Below are 19,200 nucleotides of genomic sequence, written 5' to 3'. Positions count from 1 at the left end.
CATGGTATATAGGCTAACAGGATGGGTGAATTCGTCAGCTCGGACAATCGGCTCGGCGCCTATCTGAAGGGTCGCCGCGTCAGGCTCGATCCCGCGGCCCTCGGTTTTGCGGGGGAGCGGCGGCGCACGCCGGGTCTGCGGCGCGAGGAGGTGGCGAGCCGCGCCAATATCAGCCCGACCTGGTACACCTGGCTGGAGCAAGGGCGCGGCGGTGCGCCGTCTGCCGACGTGCTCGACCGGATCTCTCGCGCGCTGATGCTGACGGATGTCGAGCGCGAGCATCTCTTCCTCATCGGCCTCGGCCGGCCGCCCGAAGTGCGTTACCACATGCAAGAGGGCGTAACGCCGAGGTTGCAGGGCGTGCTCGATGCGCTCGACCCGAGCCCGGCGCTGATCCGCAACGCCATCTGGGACGTGATTGCCTGGAACAGGGCGGCGACTGTGCTTCTAACCGATTACGGGGCGCTGCCGCCGGAAGAGCGCAACGTGCTGCGCTTCATCTTCCTCGATCCGCGCGTACGCGCCGCCCAGTACGACTGGGAAAGTGTTGCCCGCTTTGTCGTCGCCGCTTTCCGCGTGGATGCGGCCCGCGCGGGTGCCGCGGCCGAAGTCGAGCCCCTCGTCGACGAACTCTGCCGCAAGAGCCCCGAATTCCTGGCGATGTGGCGCGACAACGACGTGCGCACCCACGGCGAGGGCGCCAAGCACATCAAACACCCCATTCTCGGCCCACTCGCTTTCGAATATTCCGCCTTCCAGGTGGATGGCCGGCCGGATCTCAGCATGGTGGTGTACAACCCGGCGACGGCCGAGGATGCGGCGAAGATCAGGGAGTTGGTGGGCTGAGGCGAGGCCAATTGGTCGATCGATGATATAGCAGTCATCATCGCCTCACGCCGGACAAATCTGCCGTCATGCTGTGCATCGACGCGCGTAAGATTGATGCTGCGCGGGGTGGAGGATTTCAATGAATTCATATCGTGCCACGGTCTTGGTCGCCGCGTCGGTCTTGATGGTGCTGTCTGCCTCAGCGGCATCCGCCTAGGGCTAAATCCTAAGCATGACAAAGCTGTGAAAAGCTAAAATACTACTCCTGCTAGAAAATTCGTTGACCTTCCCGATCACAGCTGCTTTCCTCCCGATAGACCAAGGCGAATGGATCTTGAAGGAGATATCCATGACAGAGCTTGCAAAACCTGTGGCGGTCGATGATGTCAGCAGCGCTTCCGAGAATGACGTGATCTCGGGCAATCTGCTGGATAATGATCTGGCCGGGGGCTCCGGCAACATGTTCCTCAACTTCTTCGATGGCGAGCGAGTTCTTGCCAAAACGGTCGGGCAGGTCACCAATATCGAGGGTGAATACGGCACGTTCCACGTCAAGGCCGACGGCTCTTACACCTATACCCTGAACGATGCCGCCAAGGCGGGTTTCCTCCAGGGAATGACGCTGACGGAGACGATCGGCTACAAGATTTCCGACGGTGCCGGCAACACGGATGTCGGCCATTTCAAGCTCGACATTCACGGGGTCACGAGCCCGCCGGTCGCGGTCGACGATGCCTTCTCCTTCCGCGAAGGAAGCGAGATGGCCCGCAACGTGCTTGCCAATGATCACCCGGGAGAGGCGGGCACGCTCTTCCTGCGCTCGGTCGAGGGCACCAGCATTCCTGCCGGTCAGGGGCAAGGGCAGACGACCGACGTGGCGGGTGAATTCGGCACCTTCCATTTCGCAGGCGATGGAAGCTTCACCTACGATCTCGACCCGGCCGTCAAGGCGGGCCTCGATGACGGCGAGCATGTCACGGAGAAACTCCAATATTACAAGGTCTCCGACGGCGCCGGTCACGCGGATGCCGGCGTGATCACCCTGACCGTCGACGGCGTGACGGACGGAAAGTCGTTGAACACCAGTCATGTCGAGGCACAGGCGGATGTGGTGCGCCCCTTCCTGGACCATTACGAACTCCAGGGGGTCGCGATCGATCCGCTAACCGGCAAGTATTACGTCAGTTCCGGCCATGGTTTCCCAGATGATTCCATGGTGAGCATTTACGACAACGCCGCGGCATTTGAAGCCGACAACGCCAGCGGCGCCATCTCTCTCGGCGACTATGAAAAGGGCGAATATGACATCGGCGGAACCTATTTTTCAGTCCGCGGCGGCGAGATCATCGGCCGAACCAACGAGGCGAGAGGCGAGGAGGACCCTTTCCCCGATCAGACCTATCTCGCAAAGTGGGATGCCGCCGACGGATCGTCCGATCAGCGGGGCGACCCGATCCCGGGCCTTGTCGGCGAGAACGGCGCGGGTACGTTCGACTGGGGTGGATTCACGGCCGTCAATACGATGCAGGATTCGACCGGCATTTACGTCGTCGGCCGCATCGATGATGCCACCTGGCAGGTCTCCAAGATCGACCCCGATACGCTGAGCCCGATCGAGACCAAGACCTTCGCTGCGGGCGGGCTCGGCTACGGCTTTGCCGTCGACGGCACGTTCTTCTTCGGCGATTCCTCCAGCAGCGAGCATATCGGCACGGCATTCGACTTCGAAACCGGGGTCAAGACAACGGTCGATGTCAACATCGCCATACCGGGAGACGACTTGATCACCAACGTGGTCTATGACTCAGCGGCGGATAATCTCTACCTCACCAACACCGGGACCGACGAAATCGCCGTGGTGCACAATATCTCGGACGTTCTGTTCGCCTAGCGCATCGGAAAGTACGATGCGAGGATTGAAGGTGTTAGAGCGTCCTTTGTGCGTCCAAAAGGACGCACGGCGCTCCAATGGGCCTTACCGCTCGAATGCCGACGCCGCCCCGCCCCTTCTCTTGACGGCGGGGAGTTTAACGGCCGCGTGAGGCGCGGATGCGGGCAGCGGGCTGCCTTCCTGGCCGGTCGCTACCCCTGAGACGCGGAACTTGTGCAGTCTTGCCGTTCCGGACAAGGCCGCTCTCCAGCCAGTACGAGGCGTCTCCGGCTGTCCCGGTAGCAAGAGCGGCGGGCCGTGCGGAACATGGATGGCGGCCGAAGCCTTCAGCCGGCCGCGTGGACCGGTTTCGGCCGATGATTTGGAACCATGATCCCGCCGTACTGTTTAACTGGAAGGCGCGGAAGCGCCGATAACGGGGATGCCGATTGCCGGCCAACCCGGTAACGACGATCGGCCTTTCGGTTCGCCTATGGAGGAACACGACATGCAAACGACCCGATCGAAAGAACTGGCGGACGAATACCTGCGGCTTGGCGGCAAACGGCTGGCCAAGATCGATGACAATATCGTCAAGATCCGCCACTGGGATGATGACACGCCGGAGGCCGAGGCCTTCTGGCAGAAGCACATCGAGCCGCTGGATGACAAGCGCCGCGTAGAGGTCGAAACGCACCTTCCCACGATCAACGACAGGTGATCGCGAATCAACGACCGATGATCGCGGCGATTTCCCCGAGCGTAGGACATTGAAGCACGACAGCGCCGCGCGCCTGAAAAGACGCGGCAGCCTGTCGTGTTCGGATATGTCCGCTGCGCTTACTGCAGCGTACGCGTCTGGACCTGTTCGGCGGCGTGAGGCGCGGATGCGGGCAGCGGGCTGCCTTCGAGGCCGGTCGCCACCACCGAGACACGGAACTTGCCGTCGAGGCTGCGGTCGAAGATCGCGCCGACGACGATATCGGCGTCTTCCTGCACTTCGTCACGAATGCGGCTTGCCGCCTCGTCCACTTCGAACAGCGTCATATCCGACCCACCGGAGATCGAGATCAGCACGCCCCTGGCGCCCCGCATCGAGATGTCGTCGAGAAGCGGGTTGGCAATTGCTGCTTCCGCCGCCTTCATCGCGCGGCTCTCACCGGAGGCTTCGCCAGTGCCCATCATGGCGCGGCCCATGCCTGACATGACCGACTTCACGTCGGCAAAATCGAGGTTGATCAGGCCTTCCTTGACGATCAGGTCGGTAATGCAGCCGACGCCGGCATAGAGCACGCGGTCGGCCGTCATGAAGGCATCGGCGAAGGTCGTTTTTGCATCGGCAATGCGGAAGAGGTTTTGATTGGGAATGACGATGACCGTATCGGCCGCCTGGCGAAGCGCCTCGATGCCGATTTCCGCCATCCGCATGCGGCGGTTGCCTTCGAAGGTAAAGGGCTTGGTGACGACGCCGACCGTCAGGATGCCGGCGGCACGCGCAGCGCGGGCGATGACGGGTGCAGCACCCGTGCCCGTGCCGCCACCCATGCCGGCGGTGACGAAGCACATGTGCGAGCCGGCCAGGTGATCCATGATTTCATCGAGCGACTCTTCGGCAGCCGCATGGCCGACCTCCGGCAGCGAACCGGCGCCGAGACCCTCCGTCACATTCGCGCCAAGCTGGATGCGGCGCGTCGCCTTGGAGGTGGCCAGCACCTGAGCATCCGTGTTTGCGGCGACGAATTCGACGCCTGCCAGCTTTTCCGCGATCATATTGTTGATCGCATTGCCACCACCACCGCCGACGCCGATGACTGTAATATGCGGCCGTAGTCCAGAAATGCCGCTCTTGGCGTCCGACATCGCGCTCTCCTTTGATGCTTCGTTCATGCCCACCCTCGTTTGCGGACGGCGAATCGGGCGTCAGGATACGCGAGCAACAAGGCAGAGGCGAGGCGAAAGACGTCTCGGCGGGAGCGGTTATCGGGAAGGGGGCTGGGTTGTGGCTTTGAGGGAGGGGCATCAGAGAAGGTCGAGCGTTGCGGAGAAGACGAGCATCGGCCGCCAGCCCTCGGAATTCGCCGTTCAAAGGACTGGCATAGATGGGCGATATCCATCTTCACCGCCCGATCAAACCATCCAAAAATCCTACTCCACCGATCGCACCGCCACCGGCAAACACAACACACACCGCAACCCCATCGCCCCATTCGCCTCCAGCACCAGCGACCCGCCGTAGAGCCCCGCAAGCTCGTTCACAATACTCAGCCCAAACCCATTGCCGGGCACATGTTCGTCTTCCCGCACACCCGGCCGCAGCACGGCGGCGAGGCGATCCGGCGGGATTCCCGGGCCGTCGTCTTCGATGGTGATGCGGGCGATCGGGCCGTCGCGGCGGGCGCGGACGGTGACGCGAGAGGCGGCCCATTTGAAGGCGTTGTCGATCAGGTTTCCGAGCATTTCCTCGACATCGCTTTCGTCGCAGGCGACGCGCAGGCCCTCTGATATATCGGTGTGGAAGGCGATCTTGCGCTCGGCGTGGATCTGGCCGATCGCCCGGTGCAGATCGGCGACCGATGCCGCCACGTCGGTGCTGGCGACATTGTCCGATGAGGCCATCACCCGGCGGGCGGCGGCGAGGTGATGCTTGATCCTGTTGTCGATGCGGGCTGCGAGGCTGCGCATTGCGCCTTTGGGATCGTTTTTCTCGTCGAGCGCCAGCAGCAGGCTTGCCACCGGCGTCTTGAGGCCATGGGCGAGGTTGGCGAACTGCATGCGGGTTGCCGTGAGCCTTTCCTCATTGGACGCCAGCAGCGCATTGGTTTTCAGTGAGAGCGGCGCAAGCTCCTTGGTTGCCTCATCGGGCAGGCGGGCGCGTTCTCCCCGATTGATGGCATCGATGTCGGCCGCCATGGATTTCAGCGGCCTGAGGCCGAAGCCGATCTGCCAGAGCGTGCCGGCCATCAGCACGAACCCCAGCAGCAGCATGCAAGGCACCAGCCAGAAAAGGGCGCGTAGCGCCGGGCCGACGAGGGCGATCATTGGCGCCGTCGCGGTGATCGTCAGCGTCATGCCGTCAATGCTGCGCACTGCCTGGCGCAGGTAGAGCGGCCCTCTTCCCCGATCACCGCCGTTGCCTGATGTCGGCATGCCCATCAGCACATGGCGCAGATCCTGCCGGGGCGGCGGTGCGTCGATCGTGCCGTTCATCAGGGAGCGCGAGGTCAGGCGTTGCTGCCCGTCGTCGATCTGCCAGTACCAGCCGGAGGAGGGGCGATCGAAGGGCGGCGCATCGAGCGGCGCGGAGAGGGTGATCCGTCCCTCAGCGTCGCGCGTCACCGCGCCGGCCAGGGCGCCGATCTGGGTGTCGAGGCGCTGGTCAACCTGCTCGCGCACCACCGTCTTCAGCGCCAACCAGAGCACGATGGCGGCCACGACAAGCGCCAGCGTCACGAAGATGCCTGAGAACATCAGCAGCCGGCCGGCGATCGATCTCGGCTTGAGGGAGGGAGCCTTCATGATGCGGCTGCCGCCGTCAGCATATAGCCGCGGCCGCGCACCGTCTCGATACGGCCACGCATCGTCTCGATGCGTTCACCCCCGAGCTTCTTGCGCAGGCGGGCGATGATGACTTCGATGGAATTGGAGTCGACTTCGGCATCGCCGTCATAGACACGCTCGGTGAGTTCGCGCCGGTCGACGATCATCTCCTTGCGCAACATCAAGCAGGAGAGCACCCGCCATTCCAGCGCCGTCAGCTTCAGCGGCAGGCCGTCGAGCTCGAAGGTGCCAAGCTGCGCATCGAAGACCAGCGCGCCGCAGACGAGCCGCGAGGCGGCGTGGCCGGCTGCCCGGCGCACCAGGGCGCGCAGGCGAAGCACCAGTTCTTCCACCTTGAACGGCTTGGCGAGAAAATCGTCGGCGCCGGCCTTGAAGCTCGAGACCTTATCCGGCCAGCCGTCGCGCGCCGTCAGCACCAGAACCGGCAGGTTGCGGTCGCCCTCGCGCCAGCCTTTCAGCACGCTGACGCCATCGATCTTCGGCAGGCCGAGGTCGAGGATTGCGACATCGAAAAGTTCGGTGAGCCCCGCATGGAGAGCGTCCTCGCCGTTGCGTGCGATATCGACGACGAAGTTCTCCGATCGCAACACGGCGGCGATCCGGCCGCTCAGGTCTTCGTCATCTTCGACGAGCAGTACGCGCATGGGGCAGGGCTTTCATCGCAGGGCGTTTCAGGGGACAGGCCAAAACTATCGGGCCGAGCTTAACTCAATCTGAACGGAGAGGTTCAGGCAGGCGAGGGTGTGTGGCGGCTAGATTGCCGTCATTACTGAAGCAAGGAGCAGATATATGCCGAACGAAGACCAGGACAACGCGCATTCCGAGGGCGCAGCCACGCCCGTGCCGTCAAGACAGCGCCGGCTGGCGATCCCCGTGATCGCCGCCGCCGTGGCGCTTGTCATCGGGGCTGTCGGGGGCGCGGGCGCCGTGAAAATGATGCGTCCCACCCCCGAGATGGCGCCGCTGACGCCGGTGGCGATTTCGGCCATGCCGGCCACCAGCCTCGTTACCATCAAGGGCAAGGTCGCCGAGATCTACGGCAACAAGTTCGTGTTGCAGGACGACAGCGGCAAGGCGCTTGTTGAAACCGGCCGGGCTGGCGAGGATGGGGATCTTGTCGCGAAGGATGAAGCAGTCACAGTCCAGGGACGCTTCGACGACGGCTTCGTGCATGCGAGCTACCTCGTTCGTCAGGACGGACGAACCGAAGCGCTGCGTCCGCCGAAAGGTCCTCCGCACAGACGATTTGCCGATTTCGATCACAGACCCTGACGGGCGTGAACCAAAGCCGCGCTGCGGTGTTTACAGACACGCCTCATAACTCCGAAAGGAACGATCCCCATGCAACGACTTCTCCTGTCAGGTATTGCCCTTGCCGCACTGGCCGGCACCGCCTTCGCCCAACAGCCGCCCGCTCCGCCGCCATCCGCCGGAACTCCACCGGCAGCGGCCGAACCCGGCTCGCCGCCGCCTCCGCCGCCGTCTCCGTCTGCCTCTGATGACGACGGGCCGATGATGGGCGGGCCGGATGCGCGGCCGGGAGATCGCCCCGATTACCGCTGGCATGGTCGGAGAGGCGACATGGGCTTCCGTGGCGACATGGGCTTCCGTGGTCATCGCCCGCCGCCGCCACCGCCGTCCAAGGCAGCGCATTTCCGGATCGAGGATGGGAACACCCGGATCGATCTCAAATGTGCTGAGGACGAACCGATGAAGGCCTGCGCCGATCTGCTACTGCAGGTGATGGATCGCCTGCAGGGGCAGGACTGATCATCCGCACTTGAGGCGGATGCCGCACGATAATGCAACCGTCCGCGTTTTCTCGCGGGCGGTTTTGCGGGTTTCTCGGGGCCGTGACACCGCCGTCGAAGTCAAACGCCGCCCCGTAGACCTCAAGGAATGATGCCGCCGCTCGAATTGGTCGATCCCTCGCCATGGGGGTTTACGGTCGGCGACTGAGGGGCGTCGCTTCACCGCGTGACGCGGGCTGCCGATGTTGCGGAGTAGCGGTCGCCGTGGATCTCGATGCCTGAGAAGACCGCGTCGATCTCGGCCAGTTCTTCTGATGTGAAGGTGATGTCGGCGGCAGCGAAATTCTCTTCCAGCCGGTGCAGCTTGGTGGTGCCGGGAATGGGGACGATCCAGGGCTTGCGGGCCATCAGCCAGGCTATGGCGATCTGGGCCGCGGTCGCGTTCATGCGGCCGGCGATCACCTCGATCGCATCGACCACCGGCTGGTTTGCCTTGCGATTTTCGGCCGAGAGGCGCGGATTGGTTTTGCGGTGGTCGTTACCGCCTTCGAAACTGGTGTTCTCGTCCATCTTGCCGGTGAGAAAGCCGCGGCCGAGCGGGCTATAGGGCACGAAGCCGATGCCGAGCTCTTCGACGATGGGCAGGACTTCCCGTTCCGGATTGCGCCACCACAACGAATATTCGCTTTGCAGGACGGTGACCGGTTGGACGGCATGGGCGCGGCGGATGGTGTCGCTTCCTGCTTCGGAGAGGCCGAAATGCAGCACTTTGCCGGCGTCGATCAGATCCTTCACCGTGCCTGCCACCTCTTCGATCGGTACGCCAGGGTCGACCCGATGCTGGTAGAAGATATCGATGCGATCGGTGCGAAGCCGCTTGAGGGCTTCTTCGACGACCACACGGATGCGTTCCGGCCGGCTATCCAGGCCGATTTCCGGCCGGCCATCCCTGAAGCCGAATTTCGTCGCGATCACCACCTCATCACGGATCGGCGCCAGTGCCTCGCCGACGAGATCCTCGTTTGTAAACGGCCCGTAGGCCTCTGCCGTGTCGAAGAAGGTCACGCCCCGCTCATGCGCGGCCCGCAAGAGCGCAATGGCATCGCCGCGCTCCATCGCCGCCCCGCGATGGTAGTTCAGCCCCATGCAGCCGAAACCGATCGCTGATACGTCGGGGCCTCTTTGGCCGAGCTTGCGTTTGATCATGCGGATGTCCTCCTCAGGTTTAATCGTAACCTAAGGGCAAAGGCTGGTATCGATTAGCCGGTGATATCGGCATGGGCCTATGAGTTCGGTTCATGAATGTCTCCCGGCGAACTGGGAAGCGGCGAATTGCAAAGGGCGGGCGAGGGCACGTTTGCGCTGAAGGTCGATGGCTTGGCGTCATGACGCCAGCCGGAAGGATCCGCTTTGCACGGCTTCGATAACCGCGCCCAGCGTCTCTTTCCTGTCTTGCCCATCCGTCGACAGAACATGTTGCTCAAACGCACCCAGCGAGGAAAACTGTCGATGGAGCTCTGCGATGGGGCCGGGATCGGTCAATGTGTTGCCGCCGCGCTCCCGGCAGCGCCGGATGGCGACATCGAGCGGCGGGCGCAGAATCACGTAGTGGAGGGGTGCCGCGATTTTCCGGAACGGTTCCAGGAACCACGGCCCGACGATGCCGTCGACGACGACGAAATAGCCGCCGCCGGCATAGCCTGTCGCCGCCTTCGTCAAGACGTCGACGACAACGATATTCTGTTCATGCGCTTCCGGCAGATAGGGCGGGATCACCCCGTTCTTGATGAAATGCCAGAAATCGTCGCAATGAAGATGGACCTTCGGCGAGCCGGGCTCGCCGGCGAGCGCCTCGGCCGTCGTGGTTTTTCCCGAGCCCGGCGGCCCGGTGAGAATGAGAACTTCGCCCGTGTGATTCATAGCATGGCAATTTCGCACGAAGCAGCATCGTCTCGCAATTAGCCGATAGGGGGTCGGCAATAACCCGGCATGCCCCCCTTCGTTCTGAAGAAGCCGCTGAAGCGGCAGCTACTCCGGCAGTCCCGCCATCCTGAGAGCCTCGATATATCGATTGCGATCGTCCGGTCGCCGGAATGGCGGCAGTACGTCGGCGAGATTGGAAAGCCGGAGGGCGGGGTCCATAAGGCACAGGCGAACGATCGTTTCGCGGGCTTGCACAAGCCGCCCGGCCATGGCCTGGCTCGCCGCCATCACGCGCATGGCGCTCGGGTAATTTGGCTGGTGGTGCAGCGATTTTCCTGCCCAGGCGGCAGCATCGTCATAGTGACTGGCGCAAAAATGCGCGAGCCCGGTGTTGAACTGCCAGGCAAAGAGGCGCGGATCCAAAGGGCTGAGGCGCATGGCAAGGGCTGCGTGTTCGACGGCCTTATCGGGCTCGCCGAGGCAAGCCTTCACCCAGCTGCTGACGCCGAGCGCCGCGGCCAGGTTCGGATTGAGAAAGACTGCGCGATCGATGCAGGCCGCACTGTCATCGAGGTCGCCGCCGACATAACCGATAACATATCCGCCGTAGGTGAGCGCAACCGCATCGTCCCAGCCGAGTTCGACCGCTCTCCGGGCCAGCCGGGTGGCTTCGGCAGTCTCGTCTGCGGGATTGAGCATCCAGCCGTTACTCTTTCGCGTAGCGTAGCAGCGTGCCGCGCGGGCATGGGCTATGGCGAATTCCGGGTCACGCTCGATCGCCTCCATGAAAAGCCGCAGGGCCTCGTCGATGACCGATCTGTTGGTGACCGTCCGGTCGAAGGCCGCCAGGCCGCGGAGATAGTAGTCGTAGGCGTCGAGGCTCTCGGTCGGCTTGCGTTTGGCACGCTCGATCTCAGCCTCCTCCACTTTCGGCGTTATGGCGCCGACGATGCTCGATGCGACCTGATCCTGAAGATCGAAGACATTCGCCAGGGTTCCGTCAAAACGATCGGCCCAAAGATGCGCACCGGTCGACGTGTCGATGAGCTGCCCGGCAATGCGCAGACGGTCACCGGTCCGGCGCACACTTCCTTCGACTACATAGCGTACGTCCAACTCACGCCCGACCTGCTTTATATCGACCGCCTGACCTTTATAGGTGAAGCTCGAATTCCGTGCGATGACGTAGAGGTGACGGAATTGAGCAAGCGCGATGGTGATGTCCTCAACGATGCCGTCGGCGAAATATTCCTGCTCCGCGTCGCCGCTCAAATTCTGAAACGGCAATACGGCAACCGATGGCCTATCGTGATGTTTCACAGGGGCTGAGATGGCCTGCGGCTGCGGCACGAGGTCGAGGCTCGGTGTGGTCCGCCGATGTTCGGATCCCTGGCGCGATTGCAGCGAAGCGGCCAGGGAGGAGGTCTCTGCCTCGGGTTCAGCCTGAAGATGCTTCCTCAAGAACGCCCGACAGGCTTCGAACTGGCGCAGGGCCGCGTTTTCGTGACCCCTGAGAGCGTGGATCCGCATCAGCGCCCGATGGGCGGCCTCCATGGTCGGGTCCACAGCCAGCAGCCTTTCGGCGAGCCCTTCGCAAGCCGATTCTTCCGCCGAGCCCGGCTCGGAGAACGCGAGGCTCAACCGCTCCACCAGCTGCAGCGCCTTGCGTTGATATGTGCTCTGGTAAGGTCCAAACCACTCATCCAGCCCGTCCGGAATGGTCTCGCCTGCGAGCACCTCGCCGCGGTAGAGATCGGCGGCGAAGGCGAGATCGGCCGTCCGGCCGGCCTCCAGTTTGCGGTCGAAGATCGAAATGTCGGTTTCATCAGGACCTGTTATCAGCGCGACGGTCTCCTGATCCCCGTCGATGTAGACGGTGGCATCTCCGCCGGCCGGGAACGATCGCCTGATATCGACCAGCGCCTGGCGCAGGCTGTTGCGGGCTTGCTCATTGCTTCGTCCTGGCCAGAAGGCTTCGGAAAGCAGTTCCCTGCGATAGCCGCGGCGGCCACCGAGGATGAGGGCTGCGAAGAGAAGCGAGGCTTTGCGCGTGGTGAAACGGACTTGCCGGTGCTCCCGGGACGTCACTTCAAGGCCACCCAGCAACCTGATGCGCACAGATCGTCTCCCAGATTTCGACCGCTACCGCAGAATAGCATTTCGGCAGATCGATTTAACACCGATTTAGCGCCGGCTTGTCGAGGTTTTCCTGGCCGTTCACGCTGAACCGAACAGCCGGAATACGCCCGCGTGTCAGGCTCCCACTTGCAAATCTCACAAATGGGAGACTGAAAATGGCTCACACGGAAACTCAGGCCGGCATCAGCGCGCCGGAAAGACAGGTGTTCGGGTCCGGGCAGAACAGCGTGGCAACCATCGTCGCAGCCCTGAGGGCGTGGCGGCGGGCCGTGGTTAGACGGAAGGCACTGGCAGAGTTGACACCCGATCAGCTGAGGGACATCGGTTATCCCCGGGATGACATCGGTCATCCCCAGGACAATCGACCCGTGCTCGAAATCAAAGCAGGGTTGATGACGAAGTTGATGTCAATGCGATAGTCCGAATGTTCGACTGCGCGGACGCGCCGGCTGCTGGTCGAGCGGCCGGAAAGAGCTGACGGCGGGCGGCATTGGCAGGATATCGGGTGGGCTTTGTCTGTTTTTCCGCTGCCGAGATTCAACTATGATGGGGCGCTGGAACGATAGGGAGGGCACGGCATGATCGATCATATCACCATCGCAGTGAGTGACCTTGAGAGGAGCAAATTGTTCTATGAGCGCGCTTTCGAACCTCTGGGTTATCGCCTCTCCTTCGGGAAGGAGGGCGTGTTCTGGGCCTTCGATGTCGGCGGCAGTCTGTTCGAGATCCAGCACACCGACGACAAGTCGCCTCTGACGCGTGTGCACGTTGCCTTCCGGGTTCGGAGCAGGGCGGAGGTCGAGGCGTTTTATCGGGCCGCGCTCGAAGCCGGCGCCCGGGACAATGGCGCGCCCGGCCCGCGGCCGGAATATGAAGAGAATTATTATGCCTGCTTCGTTCTCGATCCCGACGAATACAATATCGAAGCGATGCTCAATGAGCCGGCGCCGCAAGGGTGAGGCGCAGGGCTCCGCTCAAAGAATGCACGAGGGGGAGGTGGATATGTCGAGTTTCAGGAACGCCGTCGTCTCTTTGCCCGACAAGGAGCGCGTAGCGCGGACGCCGTTTGGCGCGAGGATCGTCATCCATGCCACGGCCGCCGAGACCGGCGGCGCGTTCGGGATGTGGGAAACCTTCACGCCGCCCGGTCACGGTCCGGCCCCGCACACGCACACCCGGGAGATCGAAGTCTTTCGGGTCATCCGCGGGCTCTATCGATTCCAATGCGGCGACGAGGCGTTCGACGCGCCTGTGGGAACCGTCGTCGTTCTGCCGCCACATGTACCGCACAGCTGGCGAAACATAGGCGACGAACCCGGCCAGATGTTCGGCACGGTCACGCCAGGTGGCTGCGAGCAATTGTTCCTCGATATCGAGGCTTTTGGTGCCGATACGCCTGAAAAAATCGCGGTGATCGAAGCGCGACTGGGGATCGTCAACGACATCACGCTGGCCCTCGGATTGACAGGTCCGCAACCGCGCTGATCGATCATCAGGGTGTCGATCGGATCCAGTTCAGCCCTGCGCCATCGCCCGCCACAACACCTCTCATTGGAACGGATCTTGGACTTGGGCATCGGCCCTCTTGGGTCTCAGCTGACAGTTTCGATGACAGCGGCAAGATCGGCAGTTGTGAACGGCTTGGTCAGCACCGGTGGGCCGGCAAAGGCGGGGTCGATACCCGCTGGCCCATATCCGGTTGCGAAGGCAAACGGGATACCGCGCTGCTGAAGGACTGCCGCCACCGGGAATGACTGATGCCCGGCCAGGTTCACATCGAGAATGACAAAATCGAGATTGCCGTCGGCGGCAACCTCCAGCGCCGTGGGCAAACGCGCGGCTGTTGCGACAACCTCGTGACCGAGGTCCATGAGCATGTCCTCGATCATCATGGCGATGGTCATTTCATCTTCAACGACAAGAACGCGCTTGGCCATGTCATTCGTTCCGGAGACGGTCTGCGGGCGCTTCGAGACGGAAGGAAAAGCCCGTTTCGGCAAACGAAATATCCACACTGCCTCCGGTCTCCGTGGCAAGGCCGCGCTGGATGAGGACCGTGCCGAATCCCCTCCTCTTCGGTTGTTCGACACGCGGCCCGCCATGTTCGTCCCAGGCTATGCGGTAGCGTTGCGTTCCGTCGCCGATGATTTGGAGGGAGCATTTGACGCGGACGGCGCCGCCGTCATTCGACCAAGCGCCATGGCGGACGGCATTTGTGCCGAGTTCGTGAAAGGCCATGGTCAGCGCCAGCGCCGTCTTTGCGGACACCCTTATATCGTCTCCGGTCAGCTCCCATCGCCCGCCGTCGGGCCGATGCGGAACGGTCGCCTGATCGAGCGTCTGTTTCAAGGAGGCGCTGCTCCACAGCTCTCCCGTCAACAGATCATTGGCACGACCGAGCGACACCAGCCGCGCGGTGAAACTGTCCAGGGCACGAGGCATGTCTTCGGCATCCCGGAAGGTGCGGTACGCAAAAGCCTGCACCATGGCCAGATTGTTCTTGACGCGATGGTTGAGCTCATGAACGACAAGTTCCAGCTGTTGCTGTTTGCGTCGCCGCTCGGTGATATCGGTCGCTGCCCCAAACCATTCGACGATGGCGCCTGCGTCGTTCAAGAGCGGGACGGCCCGCGACAGCACCCACCCGGTGCCGCCGTCGGCGCGGCGGACGCGATGCTCGCATTCGAAAACACCCTTGCTTGATATGGCCTCGTCGATCACCGCCTGGATCGCGGGAATGTCCTCGGGAAACAGATAGGCCTCCTGCCACGCAACAGTTGGATTGGCCGTGTCGGCGAGAACGTTGCGACCGTCGAGCTGCTGCATCTCCTTCCAGTCGGCGCTCATACGGTAGACGATATCGGTCGTTGCGGTCGTGAATGCTCTGAACCGCTCTTCGCTCTCGCGCAGCCGGCGCTGGGCAAGGACGCTTTTCGTGGTTTCGACGACGATGGCGATGACGCCGGCGGGTTTTCCGCTTTCGTCCAGGACCGGCGAATAGTCGAGGTTCATCCAGACGGGAGCCGGACTGCCGTGCCGCAACAGCGTCAGCTCCTGGTTCTCGTAGGCGAGCGTTTTCCCCGACAGTCCGACTTTCATCACATTGTCATTGAAATCGGCAATTTCGCTCCAGCCCTCGCGGACCTTCGAACCAAGAAGATCAGGATGGCGGCTGCCTGCGAAGACGGAATAGGCGTCGTTGTAGATCATCACACCATCTTCGCCCCAGAGAAGAACGATCGGCACGGGTGAAAGCAGGAGCATGTTGGTGGCCGTCTTCAGGCTTTGCGGCCAGAGGTCGAGAGGACCGAGCGGCGTTTTGCTCCAGTCGCGGGTCTGGATCAGTCGGCCAATTTCCCCGCCACCGACAGGAAAGCGAGCTGTGAGTGGCTGAGGGGATTCGGAATCCAAGGCGCGCTCCAGATTTTGATGGTGGATCTAATTAGCGCATCCTTTGATTCTTTCCACCCATGGGTGTCACGGCTTCTTCCTGCCAACCTCTCTTGAGCATTGGCGCTTATTGAGCCGATCACTCTCTACGCCCGCGCCGTCGCCCGCCAGGCGGCTGGTGGGGTGGCGAAGGCGCGGGAGAAGGCGCGGTTGAAGGCGGCTTCGGTGGCATAGCCGGCCTCGTAAGCTATCGCCGCGATCGGTTGGCCTGACGTGGCGAGCGCCACGCTTGCGAGGTAGAGCCGCCAGTCCCTGATATAGCGGATCGGTGAGGTCGAGAGCATTGCCTGGAAGCGGTCGGCCAGCGCGCTGCGTGACAGACCGGAGGCCTCCGCCAGTTGCACCAACGACCAATCACGCCTGGGATCGTCGTGAATGAGGGAAAGGCAGCGCGAGAGTGAGGGGTCGGCGAGGGCTGCCAGCCAGCCGACCGAGCTTGGCTCTGCCATCATAATCTGGTGGCGCAGAATTTCGATGAAGATGATTTCGGTCAGCCGCGGCAGCATCGAGACGCCGCCGGCGCGCGGCCGGTCGACCTCCTCGACCATCTGGCGGATGGTGGCGCGCAGCCAGCCGCCGTCATTGGCGGCCCGCGTCCTGACATGGATAAGGCTCGGCAACGACTGCCGAAGCGGCGCGAAGCTCAGCCCATCCCACTGGAGATAGCCGCAGAGCAGCCGCACGTCCTGTGTTTCGTCGCCGTAGCGCAGCACGGGAATCTCACGCCATGGCTTCTGCGGCAGATCGCGTGTCGGCAGTACCAGCCTGCCGTCTGTGCCTGCGCCGAGCCGATGGCCGGTGCCGAAGGGGAAGACCAGCACGTCGCCGGCCTCCAGCTCGGTCTCTTCGCCTTCAGTCTTCAGCCAGCAGCGGCCCTCCACAACGATGTGAAACGGCATCGTGCCCGAGGCCTTGGCCGAAAGGCTCGCTAAGGCCGGCGTGGCATCGGTCTGCCAGTCGCCCGTCGGCATGAAGCAAAACTGCAGCGATCCCGAAAGGCGGATCGTCGACAGCAGCGCCGACAGCACGTCGTCGCGCGCAACACCCGCAGCGTCTGGATTTTCGGACAAGGCTTCACGCATTCCGGCCAAATACGCGCGCCGCGCGTCCTCCTATCATCAGTGCGTTCAAACCGGGTGAACGTGGAACACGTTCTGCCCCTAACGGGAGAATACTATGCAAACTCAAAGCGACAAACTGGTTGTGCTCGTGACCAAGGGCATCGAGTCCGAACTGTCCTCCGTCGCCTTCACCATTGCCAATGGCGGCATCACCGCCGGGCTGAAGGTTTCGGTGTTCCTCACCAGCACTGCAATCGACCTGGTGCGCAAGGGCGGCCAGCGCATGACGCATGTGCCGCCGCTCGATCCGCTCGCGACCCTGATCGAGAATTTTCAACAGCGCGGCGGCACGATCTGGGCTTGCCCGCCCTGCGTGACCTCGCGCGGTTACACGCAGGAAGATTTGCTCGACGGGATCGTCATCGTCGGCGCCAGCGCCATGCATGCCGAGATCAAGGACGGTGCGGCAACGCTGTCGTTTTGACGATACACCGTCGGGATGGGCGGGAGTTTGGGCAGCGTCTCCCGCCGGCGTCGTTAGGCTCTTCAGGCCGGCGACACGCACGGATGAATACCAAGCGCCTATTCTTGCGTTCGGCAATATACTTGTGAGATTGTATCGATATACGTGCGATAATGCCTGGTGCGGGCAGCGCGGGGGCTTCGATGACATCCGTGAGGGTCAATGAGCTGATATCGGTGGCGGGGCAGCCCGATGCCGCAGGTTTTGCCGCTTTCGCGGCTGATGGCTTTGCCGCCGTCATCAATGCCCGGCCGGATGGCGAGGAGCCGGGGCAGCCGGGCAATACGGCGGAAAAGGCTTCCGCCGCCGCCGCCGGGCTCGCTTACAGCTTCGTGCCGGTGAAGGGGACCGAGATCACTGAGGCCGATATCCGCGCCTTCCAGGCGGCGATGGCCGAGGCCAAGGGGCCGGTCGTCGCCCATTGCAAGAGCGGCACGCGGGCGTTGACGCTCTATGCGCTGGGCGAGGTGCTCGACGGGCGGATGAAGTCCGGGGATATCGAGGCCTTCGGTCAAAAACTCGGCTTCGATCTTGCCGGCGCGCGCCGCTGGCTGGAAAAGCGGTCAGGGCAGGCGGCTGGTGTAAAGGCCTTCTTCGAGCCCCGCACCTGCAGTGTGCAATATGTCGTTTCCGACCCGGCGACGAAACGCTGTGCCATCATCGACCCGGTGCTCGATTTCGACGAGATGTCGGGGGCGACGGGAACGGCCAATGCCGACGCCATCCTCGCTCATATCAAAAGTGAAGGGCTGACGGTCGAGTGGATCCTCGACACGCATCCGCATGCCGATCATTTCTCCGCCGCGCATTATCTGCATGAGAAGACCGGCGCACCGACGGGGATCGGCGCCCATGTCACCGACGTGCAGACGCTCTGGAAGGAGATCTATAACTGGCCGGCGCTCGCGACGGACGGCTCGCAATGGGACCGGCTGCTTGCCGATGGCGACACGTTCGAGATCGGTGCGCTTAAAGCCCGCGTGATTTTTTCGCCCGGGCACACACTCGCCTCGATCACCTATGTGATCGGTGACGCCGCCTTTGTGCACGACACGGTGTTCACGCCGGATTCCGGCACGGCGCGCACGGATTTCCCGGGCGGCAGCGCTGCCGCCCTCTGGCACTCGATCCAGGCGATCCTGTCGCTGCCCGAGGAGGCCCGTCTCTTTTCCGGCCACGATTACCAGCCGGGCGGCCGCCACCCGCGCTGGGAAAGCACGGTGGAGGCGCAGAAGCGCGCCAATCCGCATATCGCAGGCATCGACGAGGCCGGTTTCGTGGCGCTGCGCCAGGCGCGCGACCGCACGCTGCCGAAGCCGAAGCTTATGCTGCACGCGTTGCAGGTGAACATCCGCGGCGGGCGGCTGCCCGAGCCGGAAGGGAATGGCAGGCGGTATTTGAAGATTCCGCTGGATGCGTTGTAGGGGCGGCCGGCGCTGGCAACCGCCGCATCGTTCAAAGCGCGTTTTCTATATCGGTCCTAACGGTCCTAACGAATTCATCGCCCACGAATAGCAGCCGGCATCATGTTCCCGAGCCACCTCGTAGGCGAAGCAGTCGCCGAAGTTCAGGCTTGCGGGGTGGGCGCCTTTGCCCCAGGTGCGGTAGGCTTCGGCGATGCGGCGGGCGTCGCGCAGCGAACGGCGGCGTGAAGCCGTACGCGCGATATATTTATCCGCTGGCGGCATGGCGCCTTCGGAATATGCATTGACGGCGCGCGGGCAGGCGACGTAACTGGGTGCGACGGTTCCCTGAAGATGACTCCAAGGGGATTAATAGGGAACACGGTGAGGACGACCCAGTAGGGACCGAGACCGTGGCTGCCCCCGCAACTGTAAGCGGATTGTCGATCATCTCAGAAGTGGCCAGCGATTGGCCTCTCTGAAGGGCTCATAGCCCTGCCACTGCGAGATATCGCGGGAAGGAGGATGAAACGATGGATATCCGCAAGCCAGGAGACCTGCCGTCAATCACGATCCAATCAACCGGGCGGGGATGCCCGGACAAGGAACAGGTATGATTGACCTGCTGAACCTTCGCCGAATTCCGGCATGCATCCGTCTCGATTGGGCCTCCTGCGGCTAGTGCGCCTAAGCG

General features: G+C 62.9%; 19 protein-coding genes, 1 pseudogene and 1 riboswitch. Of the genes and pseudogenes, 10 read left to right on the top strand and 10 right to left on the bottom strand.

All coding sequences use genetic code 11. The features are described from left to right. Positions 1-21: 21 nt before the first annotated feature. The 3 genes from RLCC275e_RS13190 to RLCC275e_RS13180 all read left to right on the top strand — a co-directional run bounded on the left by RLCC275e_RS13190 (position 22) and on the right by RLCC275e_RS13180 (position 3,419). Entirely contained in the window at positions 22-846 is an 825-nt protein-coding gene (locus RLCC275e_RS13190; RefSeq protein ID WP_033180790.1) for a helix-turn-helix transcriptional regulator, read from the top strand. 331 nt (positions 847-1,177) lie between these two features. Then, entirely contained in the window at positions 1,178-2,719 is a 1,542-nt protein-coding gene (locus tag RLCC275e_RS13185) for a cadherin-like domain-containing protein (RefSeq protein WP_033181018.1), read from the top strand. Between the two features lie 487 nt (positions 2,720-3,206). Further along, positions 3,207-3,419 carry a hypothetical protein gene (locus RLCC275e_RS13180; protein ID WP_003560596.1) on the top strand — a complete coding sequence of 71 codons (213 nt, stop codon included), beginning with the start codon at positions 3,207-3,209 and terminating at the stop codon, positions 3,417-3,419. Positions 3,420-3,538: 119 nt separating this feature from the next. Here RLCC275e_RS13180 and ftsZ read toward each other — a convergent pair whose 3' ends face one another. From ftsZ to RLCC275e_RS13165, 3 genes are all read right to left on the bottom strand, one after another. Continuing rightward, positions 3,539-4,558 (bottom strand): cell division protein FtsZ, encoded by a 1,020-nt coding sequence (gene ftsZ, locus RLCC275e_RS13175; protein ID WP_033181017.1) that lies wholly within the window; start codon positions 4,556-4,558, stop codon positions 3,539-3,541. A 285-nt stretch (positions 4,559-4,843) separates the two neighbouring features. Continuing rightward, on the bottom strand, positions 4,844-6,214 hold the full coding sequence (locus tag RLCC275e_RS13170; RefSeq protein WP_033180789.1) for a sensor histidine kinase: 1,371 nt from the start codon (positions 6,212-6,214) through the stop codon (positions 4,844-4,846). Next, entirely contained in the window at positions 6,211-6,900 is a 690-nt protein-coding gene (locus RLCC275e_RS13165; protein ID WP_033180788.1) for a response regulator transcription factor, read from the bottom strand. The genes RLCC275e_RS13170 and RLCC275e_RS13165 overlap by 4 nt, the downstream gene beginning before the upstream one ends. A 145-nt stretch (positions 6,901-7,045) precedes the next feature. Here RLCC275e_RS13165 and RLCC275e_RS13160 point away from each other — a divergent pair, with 145 nt between their 5' ends. Further along, complete coding sequence (locus RLCC275e_RS13160; RefSeq protein ID WP_033180787.1) at positions 7,046-7,528, top strand: hypothetical protein; 483 nt, start codon at positions 7,046-7,048, stop codon at positions 7,526-7,528. Positions 7,529-7,597: 69 nt separating this feature from the next. Then, positions 7,598-8,026 (top strand): hypothetical protein, encoded by a 429-nt coding sequence (locus RLCC275e_RS13155; protein WP_033180786.1) that lies wholly within the window; start codon positions 7,598-7,600, stop codon positions 8,024-8,026. A 200-nt stretch (positions 8,027-8,226) separates the two neighbouring features. Here the strand turns inward: RLCC275e_RS13155 and RLCC275e_RS13150 are convergent, their stop codons facing one another. From RLCC275e_RS13150 to RLCC275e_RS13140, 3 genes are all read right to left on the bottom strand, one after another. Then, positions 8,227-9,213: an aldo/keto reductase gene (locus RLCC275e_RS13150; protein WP_033180785.1), complete on the bottom strand. Its 987-nt coding sequence runs from the start codon at positions 9,211-9,213 to the stop codon at positions 8,227-8,229. A gap of 177 nt (positions 9,214-9,390) precedes the next feature. Then, positions 9,391-9,927: an ATP-binding protein gene (locus tag RLCC275e_RS13145; protein WP_033180784.1), complete on the bottom strand. Its 537-nt coding sequence runs from the start codon at positions 9,925-9,927 to the stop codon at positions 9,391-9,393. Positions 9,928-10,035: 108 nt separating this feature from the next. Next, positions 10,036-12,048 carry a BTAD domain-containing putative transcriptional regulator gene (locus tag RLCC275e_RS13140; RefSeq protein WP_033180783.1) on the bottom strand — a complete coding sequence of 671 codons (2,013 nt, stop codon included), beginning with the start codon at positions 12,046-12,048 and terminating at the stop codon, positions 10,036-10,038. 176 nt (positions 12,049-12,224) lie between these two features. Here RLCC275e_RS13140 and RLCC275e_RS13135 point away from each other — a divergent pair, with 176 nt between their 5' ends. The 3 genes from RLCC275e_RS13135 to RLCC275e_RS13125 all read left to right on the top strand — a co-directional run bounded on the left by RLCC275e_RS13135 (position 12,225) and on the right by RLCC275e_RS13125 (position 13,554). Then, the gene (locus RLCC275e_RS13135) at positions 12,225-12,488 is read left to right on the top strand and encodes a YjiS-like domain-containing protein (RefSeq protein ID WP_033180782.1); all 264 of its coding nucleotides are present in this window, start codon (positions 12,225-12,227) and stop codon (positions 12,486-12,488) included. Positions 12,489-12,647: 159 nt separating this feature from the next. After that, complete coding sequence (locus RLCC275e_RS13130; protein ID WP_033180781.1) at positions 12,648-13,028, top strand: VOC family protein; 381 nt, start codon at positions 12,648-12,650, stop codon at positions 13,026-13,028. Positions 13,029-13,071: 43 nt separating this feature from the next. Next, positions 13,072-13,554: a cupin domain-containing protein gene (locus tag RLCC275e_RS13125; protein ID WP_050516805.1), complete on the top strand. Its 483-nt coding sequence runs from the start codon at positions 13,072-13,074 to the stop codon at positions 13,552-13,554. Between the two features lie 107 nt (positions 13,555-13,661). Here the strand turns inward: RLCC275e_RS13125 and RLCC275e_RS13120 are convergent, their stop codons facing one another. From RLCC275e_RS13120 to RLCC275e_RS13110, 3 genes are all read right to left on the bottom strand, one after another. Further along, positions 13,662-14,006: a response regulator gene (locus RLCC275e_RS13120; RefSeq protein WP_033180780.1), complete on the bottom strand. Its 345-nt coding sequence runs from the start codon at positions 14,004-14,006 to the stop codon at positions 13,662-13,664. Between the two features lies 1 nt (position 14,007). Further along, a complete protein-coding gene (locus RLCC275e_RS13115; protein WP_033180779.1) occupies positions 14,008-15,480 on the bottom strand; it encodes a sensor histidine kinase in 1,473 nt (490 codons plus the stop codon). A 125-nt stretch (positions 15,481-15,605) separates the two neighbouring features. Further along, a complete protein-coding gene (locus RLCC275e_RS13110) occupies positions 15,606-16,601 on the bottom strand; it encodes an AraC family transcriptional regulator (protein ID WP_033180778.1) in 996 nt (331 codons plus the stop codon). Between the two features lie 94 nt (positions 16,602-16,695). On the opposite strand from RLCC275e_RS13110, the gene RLCC275e_RS13105 reads away from it, so the two are divergent. Further along, complete coding sequence (locus tag RLCC275e_RS13105) at positions 16,696-17,064, top strand: DsrE family protein (RefSeq protein ID WP_033180777.1); 369 nt, start codon at positions 16,696-16,698, stop codon at positions 17,062-17,064. A 182-nt stretch (positions 17,065-17,246) separates the two neighbouring features. Further along, positions 17,247-18,527, top strand: coding sequence for a bifunctional sulfur transferase/dioxygenase Blh (gene blh, locus RLCC275e_RS13100; RefSeq protein WP_033181015.1), 1,281 nt, complete (start codon positions 17,247-17,249; stop codon positions 18,525-18,527). Positions 18,528-18,558: 31 nt separating this feature from the next. On the opposite strand, the pseudogene RLCC275e_RS13095 reads toward blh, so the two are convergent. Further along, a pseudogene (locus tag RLCC275e_RS13095) lies at positions 18,559-18,731 on the bottom strand (type II toxin-antitoxin system VapC family toxin); the annotation flags it as partial. Between the two features lie 99 nt (positions 18,732-18,830). Continuing rightward, a riboswitch (cobalamin riboswitch) is annotated at positions 18,831-19,085 on the top strand. Positions 19,086-19,200: the final 115 nt, after the last annotated feature.

Source organism: Rhizobium brockwellii, assembly GCF_000769405.2.
Classification (GTDB): domain Bacteria; phylum Pseudomonadota; class Alphaproteobacteria; order Rhizobiales; family Rhizobiaceae; genus Rhizobium; species Rhizobium brockwellii.
This window is presented reverse-complemented; position numbering and strand designations above follow the sequence as displayed.

What these genes read in the sequence shown, in the direction of transcription:
- RLCC275e_RS13190 (WP_033180790.1), top strand. Translation starts at nt 22, where the DNA reads ATGGGTGAATTCGTCAGCTCGGACAATCGGCTCGGCGCCTATCTGAAG.
- RLCC275e_RS13185 (WP_033181018.1), top strand. Translation starts at nt 1,178, where the DNA reads ATGACAGAGCTTGCAAAACCTGTGGCGGTCGATGATGTCAGCAGCGCT.
- RLCC275e_RS13180 (WP_003560596.1), top strand. Translation starts at nt 3,207, where the DNA reads ATGCAAACGACCCGATCGAAAGAACTGGCGGACGAATACCTGCGGCTT.
- ftsZ (WP_033181017.1), bottom strand. Translation starts at nt 4,558, where the DNA reads ATGTCGGACGCCAAGAGCGGCATTTCTGGACTACGGCCGCATATTACA.
- RLCC275e_RS13170 (WP_033180789.1), bottom strand. Translation starts at nt 6,214, where the DNA reads ATGAAGGCTCCCTCCCTCAAGCCGAGATCGATCGCCGGCCGGCTGCTG.
- RLCC275e_RS13165 (WP_033180788.1), bottom strand. Translation starts at nt 6,900, where the DNA reads ATGCGCGTACTGCTCGTCGAAGATGACGAAGACCTGAGCGGCCGGATC.
- RLCC275e_RS13160 (WP_033180787.1), top strand. Translation starts at nt 7,046, where the DNA reads ATGCCGAACGAAGACCAGGACAACGCGCATTCCGAGGGCGCAGCCACG.
- RLCC275e_RS13155 (WP_033180786.1), top strand. Translation starts at nt 7,598, where the DNA reads ATGCAACGACTTCTCCTGTCAGGTATTGCCCTTGCCGCACTGGCCGGC.
- RLCC275e_RS13150 (WP_033180785.1), bottom strand. Translation starts at nt 9,213, where the DNA reads ATGATCAAACGCAAGCTCGGCCAAAGAGGCCCCGACGTATCAGCGATC.
- RLCC275e_RS13145 (WP_033180784.1), bottom strand. Translation starts at nt 9,927, where the DNA reads ATGAATCACACGGGCGAAGTTCTCATTCTCACCGGGCCGCCGGGCTCG.
- RLCC275e_RS13135 (WP_033180782.1), top strand. Translation starts at nt 12,225, where the DNA reads ATGGCTCACACGGAAACTCAGGCCGGCATCAGCGCGCCGGAAAGACAG.
- RLCC275e_RS13130 (WP_033180781.1), top strand. Translation starts at nt 12,648, where the DNA reads ATGATCGATCATATCACCATCGCAGTGAGTGACCTTGAGAGGAGCAAA.
- RLCC275e_RS13125 (WP_050516805.1), top strand. Translation starts at nt 13,072, where the DNA reads ATGTCGAGTTTCAGGAACGCCGTCGTCTCTTTGCCCGACAAGGAGCGC.
- RLCC275e_RS13120 (WP_033180780.1), bottom strand. Translation starts at nt 14,006, where the DNA reads ATGGCCAAGCGCGTTCTTGTCGTTGAAGATGAAATGACCATCGCCATG.
- RLCC275e_RS13110 (WP_033180778.1), bottom strand. Translation starts at nt 16,601, where the DNA reads ATGCGTGAAGCCTTGTCCGAAAATCCAGACGCTGCGGGTGTTGCGCGC.
- RLCC275e_RS13105 (WP_033180777.1), top strand. Translation starts at nt 16,696, where the DNA reads ATGCAAACTCAAAGCGACAAACTGGTTGTGCTCGTGACCAAGGGCATC.
- blh (WP_033181015.1), top strand. Translation starts at nt 17,247, where the DNA reads ATGACATCCGTGAGGGTCAATGAGCTGATATCGGTGGCGGGGCAGCCC.